A 12,186-nucleotide genomic window follows, 5' to 3' on the forward strand; every position below is an offset into this window, starting at 1 on the left:
GATAGCTCAGTTGGTAGAGCAGATGACTGTTAATCATCGTGACGCGGGTTCGAATCCCGCTCCAGCGCTACGGGTCAGCCTGAAAAACTGACACCTCTGACGAGGACCGGACGCGCGCTTCAGTCGCGGTCCGGCCGTTTTGCCGCAAGGCTTTCCGTCCGAACCTAGACACTGAGAGACCGGCTTCGCGCCGCGGTGGATACCGCTTGCGCTGATGCCGGGTGGCTCCGCATGACCGCTCGACACGCGTCGAGCGATCGCGCGCGTGCGCCCGTCATCGCGCAAGCTCAAGCCACGGCCCGCCGATTTCTTGGGAAGCGTCGTCCGCGTCCTCACGTCCTTTGCAAACGAAACCTGCCGCATGGCCCACGGGCCGGCGGCAAATGATGGAGACGTGTCGTGACTTCCGAGAAGACCTGGCATTGGCTGACGACGACTGTCACCGTGAAGGACGGTGAGCGCGCGCTACTGACGCGAAACGGCCAGCTCGAGCGTGTGCTCGCGCCTGGGCGGCTTCGCCTGTTCGATCTGCGCAACGAGCTGACGGCCACCGTGTACAACGTCGTGGGGACCGAATTCCCCACGGATCGCTACGCGGTGCTGAAGGCCGCGCGGCCCGATCTCGCCGCCGAGCTGTTCGAGGCGGTCGAGACCGAGGCGGACGAGGTCGCCATCGTCAGCCTCGACGGCCGGCCCGTGCATCTGATGACGCCCTGGCAGGTGCGCGTCTACTGGAAGGTCGCGACCCGCATCGATGTCGAGCGCATCGATGTGTCCGCTGATCCCCGGGTCGGCGTGCGACATCTGACCATGATCGAGCGCAACCGTTCGACCGTGACGTCGGAGACGGTGGTCGAGAACCACGAGGCCGGTCTGCTCTACGTCGAGGGCCGGCTCGTCGAGCGGCTCGCGCCCGGCCGGCACGCGTTCTGGACCGTCGGCCGCAAGATCGAGGTGAAGCGCCTCGACCTGCGGCCCCAGGCGGTCGAGATCACCGCGCAGGAGATGCTGACCAAGGATCGCATCGCGCTGCGGGTGACGCTGACGGCGTTCCGCCGGGTGGTCGATCCCGAGCGCACGGTTGCGACCGTGCCCGACGTGGATGCGTGGCTGTACCGCCTGGTGCAGTTCGGGATCCGCGAGGCGGTCGCGGGCCGGACGCTGGACGAGGTGCTGTCGGCGAAGGCGGCGCTGGATGCGGAGCTGCGTGACTATGTGCGCGCACGCGTCGCAGAGTCCGGCGTGGAGGTGACCGAGCTCGGCGTCAAGGATGTGATCCTGCCCGGCGAGATCCGGGAGCTGGTGAACAAGGTGGTGGAGGCGGAGCGGGTCGCGAAGGCGAACCTGATCCGCCGGCAGGAGGAGACCGCGGCAACGCGTTCTCTTCTGAACACCGCCCGCCTGATGGAGGAGAACCCCCTGCTGCTGCGGCTCAAGGAGCTGGAGTCGCTGGAGCGGCTGGTCGAGAAGGTCGGCCGCATCGATCTCCACGCCGGCCACGGCGAGGGCCTCGATGCTCTCCTGACCCGGCTCGTGCGCCTGAAGGCGCCCGAGAGCGCGTGAAAACGGAAGGGTCGCCTACGGGCGGCCCTTCATCCATCTGTCGCAATGCGCTTGCGTTGAACATGTGACGGTGCCGCCGCGACCAACTTCGTCGAGCGCATTGGCATTGCGCGTGCCATCGCTTGCGCTAGTCTCCGTACACAACCTCATCGGGCAAGACAGGCGATGACCACTCTTGAAAACACCATGCGGCCGCAGGCCAAATCCGGGGAATGGAAGGCGATCGTCGTCCTGATCCTGCTCGTGCCCGTGCTGTGGTCGCCACCCTTCCTGTTTCGCCTCTTCCTGTATCAGCCGTTCAACATTCCGTCCGGCTCGATGATGCCGACGCTGGTGGTCGGCGACTACATCTTTGCCGCAAAATACGCCTATGGGTACGACCGCTACTCGTTCCCCTTCGCGCCGTCGTGGATCTCGGGCCGCTTCTTCGCCGCGGACCCCCACTACGGCGACATCGTGGTGTTTCGCAACCCGAAGGACACTTCGGTCGACTACGTCAAGCGCGTGGTCGGTTTGCCCGGCGACCGCATCCAGATGCGACAGGGGCAACTCGTCCTCAACGACAAGCCGGTGATACGCGTCGCGCTCAAGGATCTGGCCGGCGGCGGGGCGGCTTGCGGGTTGGAGGCCGGTGCGAAAATCAAGCGCTGGCGCGAGGTGCTGCCGAACGACGCGAACTACGTCACCTACGACTGCATCGACAACGGCTATTACGACAACACCAATGTCTACACGGTGCCGCCGGGCCATGTCTTCGTGCTCGGCGATAACCGCGACAACTCGACCGACAGCCGTGCGATGAGTGCGATGGGATTCGTGCCGATGGACAATCTGGTCGGCAAGGTGACGCGGATCTTCTGGTCGCTCGATTCCAGAGGCGAGTTGCGCCCGGATCGGATGGGGAAGGTGGGGTGAGGCGTTCGTTCGTAGCCCGGATGGAGCGCAGCGAAATCCGGGAAGACTGCCAGCGCCGGACATGATGCCCCGGATTGCGCTGCGCTCCATCCGGGCTACATGCTCGCATCTCTATCCCACAAACAAAAACCCCGGCATCGCTGCCGGGGTTTCGCATTCTGTGATGTGCCTGAATGGCTGGACTTAGAAGTCCATGCCGCCCATGCCGCCGCCCGGAGGCATCGCGGGGCCGGCGCCGCCCTTCTTGGGCAGCTCGGCGACCATGGCTTCCGTGGTGATCAGCAGGGCCGCAACCGAAGCTGCGTTCTGGATCGCGGTACGGACCACCTTGGTCGGGTCGATGATGCCCTTCTTGACGAGGTCGCCGTATTCACCGGTCTGGGAGTCGAAGCCGAAAGCGTACGACTTGTTCTCCAGGACCTTGCCGACGATCACCGAGCCGTCTTCACCGGCGTTGATCGCGATCTGGCGAGCGGGAGCGGAGAGCGCCTTGCGCACGATCTCGACGCCGGTCTTCTGGTCGTCGTTCTTGGTGCGCAGGCCCTTGAGCTGCTCGGAAGCACGGAGCAGGGCGACGCCGCCGCCCGGGACGATGCCTTCCTCGACAGCCGCGCGGGTCGCATGCATCGCGTCATCAACGCGATCCTTGCGCTCCTTCACCTCGACCTCGGTCGCGCCGCCGACGCGGATCACCGCGACGCCGCCAGCGAGCTTGGCGAGACGCTCCTGGAGCTTCTCACGGTCGTAGTCCGAGGTGGTTTCCTCGATCTGCGCCTTGATCTGGGCCACGCGCGCCTCGATGTCGGCCTTCTTGCCGGCGCCGTTGACGATCGTGGTGTTCTCCTTGTCGATCATCACCTTCTTGGCGCGACCGAGCATGTTGAGCGTGACGTTCTCGAGCTTGATGCCGAGATCTTCCGAGATCGCCTGGCCGCCGGTCAGGATCGCGATGTCCTGCAGCATGGCCTTGCGGCGATCGCCGAAGCCCGGAGCCTTGACGGCCGCGACCTTCAGACCACCGCGCAGACGGTTCACGACAAGCGTGGCCAAAGCCTCGCCTTCGACATCCTCGGCGACGATGACCAGCGGCTTGCCGGTCTGCACCACGGCCTCGAGCAGCGGGAGCAACTCGTTCAGCGAGGAGAGCTTCTTCTCGTTGATGAGGATGTAGGCGTCGTCCATCTCAACGCGCATCTTGTCGGCGTTGGTGACGAAGTAGGGCGAGATGTAGCCGCGGTCGAACTGCATGCCCTCGACGACGTCGAGCTCGGTCTCGAGCGACTTGGCTTCCTCGACGGTGATGACACCCTCGTTGCCGACCTTCTTCATCGCGTCGGAGAGGAACTTGCCGATCTCCGCGTCGCCGTTGGCGGAGATGGTGCCGACCTGGGCGATTTCCTCGTTCGAGGTGACCTTCTTGGAGTTCTTGACGAGGTCAGCGACCACGGCTTCCACGGCCAGATCGATACCACGCTTCAGGTCCATCGGGTTCATGCCGGCGGCAACCGACTTGGCGCCTTCACGAACGATCGCAGCCGCGAGAACGGTTGCGGTGGTGGTGCCGTCTCCGGCCGCGTCAGCGGACTTGGAGGCGACTTCGCGCACCATCTGCGCGCCCATGTTCTCGAACTTGTCGTCGAGCTCGATCTCCTTGGCGACGGTGACGCCGTCCTTGGTGATGCGGGGAGCGCCGAACGACTTGTCGAGGACGACGTTGCGACCCTTGGGGCCGAGCGTGACCTTCACCGCATTGGCGAGAATGTCGACGCCGCGCAGCATCTTGTCGCGCGCATCTACGCCGAATTTGACTTCTTTAGCTGACATCTGGATTTTTCCTTAGGTGTTTAGCTGGGGGAGAGAGGGGGCTCTCAGGCCGCCTTCTTCTTGGAAGCGGGGACGTCGAGGACGCCCATGATGTCGCTTTCCTTCATGATCAGCAGATCGACGTTGTCGATCTTGACCTCGGTGCCGGACCACTTGCCGAACAGCACGCGGTCGCCGACCTTCAGGTCGATCGGGATCAGCTTGCCGGCTTCGTCGCGGCCACCCGGGCCGACGGCGACGATTTCGCCCTGGGAGGGCTTTTCCTTGGCCGTGTCGGGAATGATGATGCCGCCGGCGGTCTTCTCTTCTGCGTCGATGCGCTTGACCACGACGCGGTCGTGAAGCGGACGGAATTTCATGCAGTCCTCCTAAGCATTTGCTCAGATTGATGTTTTCAGGGTGTTAGCAATCGATGCCCGCGAGTGCCAATGCGGGTGAAGCTCAAATAAGCCAGGATATTTGCGGGGGCAAGGGCTTCTAGCAGAAAAATAAGCACTCGAAAGCGCTGTCTGCCAGTTTCCTTTACCATCGTTAACCGGGGTTGGGGACAGTATTAGCACGGAGCCGCATCTGCTGCTAACGCATTGAATTTCAACAGCTTGTTAAACTTTTGGGCTTGAGATGGATTGTCAGTTTGCGTCACATTTCTCTCATGTGAGCGCATCTTCCACCGGGTGGCTCGTAACGGGTACCGGATCAAGCCACCCCGCTGAATGCGCTCCTGCAAAGGAGGTTGGCATGGGATTGCGGGTTGGTGCCGTTTCCGAGGATTTTCGGAAACAGCTGCTGGGCTACGGGCTGACGACGGCCCAAATTCTCTACCGGATGCCGGATCACCCGTCGCTGCTTCAGACCTATGTCTGGCAGAACTACGACATGTTTCCGAAATTCCCGGCGCTGAAGGATTTCCTGGCATTCTGGACGGAGAAGCTCGACGGCCCGCTGCATTCGGTAACGGTGGCGCATTCCAAGCTGATCAAGCCGGCCGAGCTGCGCGCGGTGGATGGCGTGTTCCGGCTGAATTGAAGCCGACAACATCGGTCTCGTAAGCTGGGCAAAGGCGCGCACGTCACGCGCCGTGCCCACCATCTGTCCGCGCTTCATTTGCAATGGTGGGCACGCTTCGCTTTGCCCACCCTACGGGATCTGTTTCCGTGTTAGCCTCCTCTCATAACAACAGGGAGGCCGGCTCATGGCCAAGAAGACCAACAAGAAAACAAAATCGCGCAGCGCAGCCCAGACCGCGGTGAAGAAGCGGAGCGGCGCCAAGTCCGCCGCGCGCTCCTCCGCACGCAAGGCGGTGAAGGCGAAGGCGCGCGCGACAACGGCCAAGACCGCGGCAAAGAAACCCGCACGCCCGAAGCAGCGCATCGCCATCAGCCATCACCGCGAGGAAGATTTCAAAGCCGACGGCCTGCGCGCCTACGCCAAGTATCGCGACCTCGGCATCGCCGCCGCCAGTCACGGCCTCGCGCAGGCCCACGTGATCCGCTTGCAAGGCCCGTGCGATCCGGCCGAAGTCTCGAAGCTGCACTTCCACGCCGTCGACTTCCAGATGGTCTACGTGCTCAAGGGCTGGGTGAAGACCTACATGGACGGGCAGGGCGAGACCTTGATGAAAGAAGGCAGCGCCTGGACCCAGCCGCCGAAGATCAAGCACATGATTCTGGATTACTCGGACGACGTGGAGTTGCTGGAAGTGATCCTGCCGGCGGAGTTCAAGACGGTGGAGTTGAAGGCGTAAGGCTACTCTCTCACGAGTCCTCGTAGCCCGGATTGCGCTGCGCTCCATCCGGGCTACGCGCATCACTGCGGGTGCGTCAGGCGATCGCTAAAAATCGCTCGATCCGCGAAACCGGGCCGTTACCACTCGTATGGTTTCAGCCGCCGGCAAGCGCGGGCGCTAACCAGTCGAAAATATTCCTCGCGTCAACTCGAGGCTGTGAAAATGCGGGAAATGTTTTCATGGCGACCAACACTTTCGGCCGACGCGGCGTCGTGGCGCCACCTCCAAACAGATCGTTTCAACCTGCATCGCTTCAACCCGTCGCCGCGCCGATCGCTCCTCGGCCCTTGTCCAGTGAGGAGACGCTGTTTGGCGACAACAAGCTTCTGGCTGATCTCCCGTTCCTCACCATTGGCCTGATTTTCGGCCTGATCGTGATCTTCGCGCTGCAACGCAGTCTGGCCATCGACATTGGGCGGGACGGCTCACTCGATGTTCGCTCGCTGATTGCTCAGGGCGCGTCCGGTTACGACCTGGTTGTCGGAAGAAACGAATGGTGGCGGATTGGTCTTGCGCCGCTTTTGCACGGCAGCCAGGGGCACCTCATAGGCAACTGTGTTGCGCTGTTCATCGTCGGCGTCAGGCTGGAGAGTCTGATCGGTCGCGGCTGGTTTTCGCTGATCTTTGTTGCCAGCGCGCTGGCCGGCGAGGCCGGCTCGCTCCTCGGCAATGGTCCCGGCACAGTCGGCGTCGGCGCATCCGGCGCCATTACCGGGCTCATCGCCGCGCTGTTCGTTGCGAGCTTCGAACCCGAGGCGGACGCCGATCAAACGATCTCGAGACTGAAGACGTCGCTATTCTTCGGTGTTCCAGCACTGTTGCCGCTGGCCTTTGGAGCCTCCGGCAATGTCAATTATTATGCGCATGGAGGCGGTGCGGTGGCTGGCGCTGCGCTTGCCATTACGCCATGGCTCGCCTTCTGGTCCTATGACAGTCTGCCCCGAAGCGCTGGCATGGTGTTGCTCGGAGGATTCGCCGGATCCCTGATCTGCGCCGGCTTCGCCGCTGCTCATTATCGGTCCTACATGGCGGATGCCGGGCTGTATATCCGCGCATCGGAAATGCCGGCGAATACGCGCGAGATGGCCAGCCGCTCCTCCGATTTCGTCAACCGCTACCCGAAAGACCCGCGGGCTCATCTGTTTCGCGCGATCTTCTTCATTGAACAGAACAGCCTCAATTCTGCCGAGACGGAAGTGCAAACGGCCATGTCGCTCGCCGCTTCGGACGTGACGGGTGGGCCGGTGCGATCGGTGGCGCAGGCCCTGCTGGCGCAGTTGCTGCTCGCGCGAGGACGGTACAGCGAGGCGAAGGCCATGGCAGCCGAGGTGTGCCGTGCCAAGCTGGGTGACGTGCGTCGCCTGTTGGAGAAATCGAAATTGTGCGGCGAGAAAGCTGGTTCTTAGCCCGGATGGAGCGAGGAGAAATCCGGGACAGTCATCCGCGCGGGACATCCGGTCCCGCATCGGCCGACTACCGCTCAAGATAGCCCAATTCTTCACTCATGATCGTGCGCGCGTATTCGCCAAAGGCATCGATCAACCGGCCGCGCGCGGCATAGGGCGGATAGAGCAGCGCGATCGTCACGGGGACAGCAGGGTTGAAGGGGCGGGTGATCAGAGCCGCGCCAGAGCTTTCATCATGCGCGGCAATCGGGTTGATGATGCTGATGCCGAGGCGAGCTGCGACCAGGGCACAGACCGATGCGCCCAGATCGGTCTCGGCAACAATGCGGCGCGTGACGCCGGCCTGCGTGAAGATCGTATCGATGCGATCGTGGAGCGGACTCCCCGTGGCGAAGGAGATGAAGGCCTCGTCGGCGAAATCGGCAGGGCGCAGCGTCTTCTTCTGCGCAAGACGATGTGCCTTCGGCATGATTGCGACGCAACGGGTCTTGAGCACCGGTTCGACATGCAACCCCGCAACCTCGCCGTAGAGCATGGCGAGCCCGGTATCGCAAAGCCCGGAGCTGACCCAGTCGTGCACGGCGCTCGCCGTGCCGGAGCGGATCGAGATCATCACATGCGGATAGTCCATTTTGAAACGCGCCGCGATGCGCGTCAGCAGGCCGCCGGCCAGGCGCGGCATCGCCGCAACGCTTAGCCGACCCATACCGAACGAGCGGATGCTGGCTGCGCTGGCCTCCAGTCCTGCCAGGCCGATGAAAGTCTTCTCGACCTCCTGAAAAAAGCGCGATCCGTCCACGGTCGGGCGGAGGCGGCCGCCACTGCGGTCGAACAGCGGGAATTGCGTGATCGTTTCCAACTGTCCGATCAGGCGGCTGATCTGGGGTTGCGAGGTATGCATGCGCAAAGCCGCCTGCGTCATCGATCCCGTTACGAAGACCGCCCGAAAAGCCTCCACATGCTTCAAGCCCATCCGTCTGGTCGCCATATCAAATCCGTATAGGGGAGTGTGAAACTGGAATTTCATCAGATCGGGCTTTTGGACGATAGTCCAGAGCATGAAGCCGTTCGCATGGAGCCGTCCTTTCGTTGCTCCACCGACAGCGGACGGCGTCACGGACATTCGCCAAGAAAGGGACGACATGAAAGCGACGACGATCAAGGCACTCGCCACGGCGGCCGTCGCTATGGTTCTTCTTTGCAGCGAGGCCATGGCCCAGGGTGCGAGCAGGCTGGACAAGATCCGCGAGAACGGCGCGATCACATTGGGATATCCCGAGACCTCGGTGCCCTTCGCCTATCTCGACGGTAACCAGAAGCCGATCGGCTATACCGTGGAGATCTGCGAACACGTGGTGCAGGCGATCAAGACGGCCCTCAAGCTCCCCAAGCTCGAGATTCGCTATAACCCCATCACCTCGGCGACACGCATTCAGCTGCTCGCCAACGGGACGATCGATCTCGAATGCGGCAACACGACCAATAATCTCGAGCGGCATAAGCTCGCCGCCTTTTCTCCCACCATCTTCGTTGCGCAGGTCGTCCTCGTCGCGCGCAGGGATGGCGGCGTCGATGTCAACGACCCGGCTTCGTTTCGCGGCAAGGCCATCTCTGCCCAGGCCGGAGGCCAGACTTTCAAGGTGATGACGCTGATCAACGCCAAGAACAATCTTGGCATCACGGTCGTGCCGGCCAAGGACACCGCCGAGACCTTCTTGTTGGTGTCGACGGGCCGGGTGGCCGGCTCAGCCAACGATGACGGTCTCGCCTATGCCACCGTCGCCTCGTCCAGGACGCCGGATGACTTCCTGATCGGTAGCAAGGGTCTCGAGATGGCGCCTTACGGCATCGTCGAACCCAAGGACGATCCTGCTTTCAAGAAGGTGGTCGACGAGGCCGTGATCGACCTGATCAAGAGCGGACAGATTGCGGCGTTGTACGACAAATATTTCAACTCACCGATCCCGCCGCATGGCCTCAACCTGAAATTTCCGATGAGCGCGGCCCTCAAGCGCGCGCTGGCCAACCCGACCGATTCCGGCGACCCGGCAGTCTACGAATGACGCGGCAAGCGCTCTAAAGGTTCTCGCAATGGCACAACAACACGACACGAACTCGGCGGGCGCTGGGTTGCCGCCCATCGACCTGCGCAGCGATACGGTCACCAAGCCGACCGAGGCGATGTATGCCCGCATGGCATCGGCGCCGCTCGGCGACGACGGGCTGGACGGTGACCCCACGGCGCAGGAGCTGGAGGCCGTCGCAGCTGCGGCGTTGGGCAAGGAAGCCGGCCTGTTCGTGCCGAGCTGCACCATGGCCAATCTGTTGGCGACGCTGGCGCAGTCGCAGCGCAGCGAACAGATCGTGCTGGAAGCGAATGCCCATATGTACACCTCCGAACGAGGGGCGGCGACGTTTACAGGGCAGTTCTACCTCGCCATTGCCGGTCGCGAAGGGGCGATGGACCTGAATTTGCTGGAAGACGCCTTGCAGGGCGAAGGGCTCAAGCTCAGGACCGCGCTTGTCGCGATGGAAACCTCGCACAACAACGCAAGCGGCGCCGTGCTGCCGCTGGAGCACATGCAGGCCGTGCACGCCATGGCCTCGGCTCGGGGCGTCCCGGTGCATCTCGACGGCGCGCGGCTCTTCAACGCCGCGGTCGCGCTTGAAGCGGCACCGGCCGAGGTTGCGAGGCATTGCGACACGGTCTCCCTGTGTCTGTCGAAGGGCCTGAGCGCACCTGCCGGTGCGGTGCTCGCCGGGCCGCGCGCCATGATCGACCGGAGCCGCAGGTTTCGCCGCATGCTGGGAGGCACGCAGCGCCAGATCGGCATCGTGGCTGCCGCCGGCCTGGAGGCGGTTCAGGTCATGGGTGCGCGTCTGGGCGAGGATCACCGGCGTGCGCGAGCCCTGAGCGATGCGTTGAACGGGATGCATCCGAAGATCAGCGCGACAATCCCGCAGACGAATATCGTGCAGGTCGATGTCTCTCTCTCCGGGCGCGACAGCGCCGCGTGGTCGCGGGCTCTGGAGCGGGCGGGCCTGAAGGCGAGGCCTTGGGGCAGGCATCGCTTGCGCTGTGTGACCCATCGCCATATCGACGATGCGGATATCGAGCGCGCGGTCATGGCATTTCGCGCTGTGGCCGGAGCTTTGGGTTAGGGTATCCGTCGATGACGTGAGGAGTTTGTAGCCCGGATGGAGCAAAGCGAAATCCGGGGCCGCTGTTTGCGACGGAGATACTTTCCCGGATTGCGCTGCGCTCCATCCGGGCTATGGCCGCTTAGCTCAACACCCCCACGATCGCGCCCATCAAGCACGTCGTCAGCGTGCCCGACACGATCGACTTCAGCCCGAGCGCGTTGATCTCGTCGCGCCGCTCCGGCGCCATCACGCCGAGCCCGCCGATCATGATGCCGAGGCTGGCGAAATTGGCGAAGCCGCACATCGCGTAGAGCATGATCAGCCGCGAGCGCGGATCGAGCGTACCCGGCGGCAGCTTTGAGAAGTCGACATAGGCGATCAGCTCGTTGAGCACGGTCTTCGTACCCATCAGGCTGCCGGCGGTGATGGCCTGGTCCCAGGGCAAACCCATCAGCCAGCACACCGGCGCCATCACGAGGCCGAGCAGGCGCTGCAACGAGATCGCGGCGCCGCCGATGTTCGGCAGCAGGCCGAGGACGGCGTTGACGAGGTAGACCAGCGCCACCAGCACCAGCAGCATCGCGACGATGTTGATCAGCAGCTCGATCCCCGCGCTCGTGCCCTTCACGATCGCATCCATCGTGCTGGACACTTCCATCTCCGGATCCTCCAGCGCGCCGCCGGTGCGCTTGTCGGAGGTTTCCGGCACCATGATCAGGCTGACCAGGATCGCGGCCGGCGCGCCGAGCACCGAGGCGATGACGAAATGCGCGGCCGCGTCGGGGATGAGCGGCGCCAGCAGCGTCGCATAGAGCACCAGCACGGTGCCGGCGATGCCGGCCATGCCGCCGGTCATGACCAAAAACAATTCGCTGCGGCTCATCTGCGCCAGATACGGCCGCACGAACAGCGGTGCCTCGACCATACCGAGGAAGATGTTGGCGGCGGTCGACAGCCCGACCGCGCCGCCGACGCCGAGCGTGTGTTCGAGCAGCCAGGCCATGCCGCGCACGATCGGCGGCAGCACGCGCCAATAGAACAGCAGCGTCGTCAGCACGCTCATGACCAGCACGATCGGCAGCGCCTGGAACGCCAGGATGAAATCGGCGCCCGGCACCTTCAGGTCGAAGGGCAGGGGACCGCCGCCGACATAGCCGAACACGAAAGAGGAGCCGGCGCGCGAGGCCGCGGAGATCGCGCCGACCGCGTCGTTGATGGCACCGAAGGCATGCGCCACGACGGGCACCTTCAGCAGCACGATCGCGGTGGCGAAAGTCACGACAAGGCCGATCAGCGCCTGCCGAAGCGAGACCGCGCGGCGATTCTCCGCCAGCGCGAACGCGATCAGCAGCAATGCGAAAACGCCGAGTGTCGATTGCAGCCGTAGCATGATGTCCCCAAAGCCCAATGATTATGGCCGCGCGTGCGTTGCAAACGCAATGCCGGATGGCCGCAGGAGCCGCCCGCTGTTGACAAGCAGGCCCGCGTCAGCCACGCGGGGCGCGCGTCGATATCAGGGGCGGACCAGCCGAGCGTGACCGAAGAGGC

11 protein-coding genes and 1 tRNA gene are annotated in these 12,186 nt (G+C 63.6%); 8 read left to right on the forward strand and 4 right to left on the reverse strand.

The window, feature by feature from the left end; genetic code table 11:
* The 3 genes from FXB40_RS16000 (at position 1) to lepB (ending at position 2,478) form a co-directional block, all read left to right on the forward strand.
* A tRNA-Asn gene (locus FXB40_RS16000) sits at positions 1–67 on the forward strand.
* Positions 68–399: 332 nt separating this feature from the next.
* A complete protein-coding gene (locus FXB40_RS16005) occupies positions 400–1,563 on the forward strand; it encodes a slipin family protein (RefSeq protein WP_148773145.1) in 1,164 nt (387 codons plus the stop codon).
* Between the two features lie 165 nt (positions 1,564–1,728).
* On the forward strand, positions 1,729–2,478 hold the full coding sequence (lepB, locus tag FXB40_RS16010; protein WP_148773146.1) for a signal peptidase I: 750 nt from the start codon (positions 1,729–1,731) through the stop codon (positions 2,476–2,478).
* A gap of 183 nt (positions 2,479–2,661) precedes the next feature.
* Here the strand turns inward: lepB and groL are convergent, their stop codons facing one another.
* Positions 2,662–4,302: a chaperonin GroEL gene (groL, locus tag FXB40_RS16015; protein WP_148773147.1), complete on the reverse strand. Its 1,641-nt coding sequence runs from the start codon at positions 4,300–4,302 to the stop codon at positions 2,662–2,664.
* Positions 4,303–4,346: 44 nt separating this feature from the next.
* Positions 4,347–4,661: a co-chaperone GroES gene (locus tag FXB40_RS16020; RefSeq protein WP_027518760.1), complete on the reverse strand. Its 315-nt coding sequence runs from the start codon at positions 4,659–4,661 to the stop codon at positions 4,347–4,349.
* A 379-nt stretch (positions 4,662–5,040) separates the two neighbouring features.
* Here FXB40_RS16020 and FXB40_RS16025 point away from each other — a divergent pair, with 379 nt between their 5' ends.
* From FXB40_RS16025 to FXB40_RS16035, 3 genes are all read left to right on the forward strand, one after another.
* Positions 5,041–5,328, forward strand: a complete 288-nt coding sequence (locus tag FXB40_RS16025) for an usg protein (protein WP_148773148.1) — start codon at positions 5,041–5,043, stop codon at positions 5,326–5,328.
* Positions 5,329–5,494: 166 nt separating this feature from the next.
* On the forward strand, positions 5,495–6,046 hold the full coding sequence (locus tag FXB40_RS16030; protein WP_148773149.1) for a cupin domain-containing protein: 552 nt from the start codon (positions 5,495–5,497) through the stop codon (positions 6,044–6,046).
* Positions 6,047–6,267: 221 nt separating this feature from the next.
* Positions 6,268–7,494: a rhomboid family intramembrane serine protease gene (locus FXB40_RS16035; RefSeq protein WP_148773150.1), complete on the forward strand. Its 1,227-nt coding sequence runs from the start codon at positions 6,268–6,270 to the stop codon at positions 7,492–7,494.
* Positions 7,495–7,561: 67 nt separating this feature from the next.
* Here the strand turns inward: FXB40_RS16035 and FXB40_RS16040 are convergent, their stop codons facing one another.
* Positions 7,562–8,482 (reverse strand): LysR substrate-binding domain-containing protein, encoded by a 921-nt coding sequence (locus FXB40_RS16040; RefSeq protein WP_148773151.1) that lies wholly within the window; start codon positions 8,480–8,482, stop codon positions 7,562–7,564.
* Positions 8,483–8,636: 154 nt separating this feature from the next.
* Between FXB40_RS16040 and FXB40_RS16045 the strand changes: the two genes are divergently transcribed.
* Positions 8,637–9,557, forward strand: coding sequence for an amino acid ABC transporter substrate-binding protein (locus tag FXB40_RS16045; protein ID WP_210352163.1), 921 nt, complete (start codon positions 8,637–8,639; stop codon positions 9,555–9,557).
* Positions 9,558–9,585: 28 nt separating this feature from the next.
* Positions 9,586–10,656, forward strand: coding sequence for a threonine aldolase family protein (locus tag FXB40_RS16050; protein WP_148773152.1), 1,071 nt, complete (start codon positions 9,586–9,588; stop codon positions 10,654–10,656).
* Between the two features lie 121 nt (positions 10,657–10,777).
* Here the strand turns inward: FXB40_RS16050 and FXB40_RS16055 are convergent, their stop codons facing one another.
* Positions 10,778–12,028 (reverse strand): NupC/NupG family nucleoside CNT transporter, encoded by a 1,251-nt coding sequence (locus FXB40_RS16055; protein ID WP_148773153.1) that lies wholly within the window; start codon positions 12,026–12,028, stop codon positions 10,778–10,780.
* Positions 12,029–12,186 lie beyond the last annotated feature (158 nt).

Source organism: Bradyrhizobium rifense, from assembly GCF_008123425.1.
Taxonomy (GTDB): Bacteria; Pseudomonadota; Alphaproteobacteria; order Rhizobiales; family Xanthobacteraceae; genus Bradyrhizobium; species Bradyrhizobium rifense.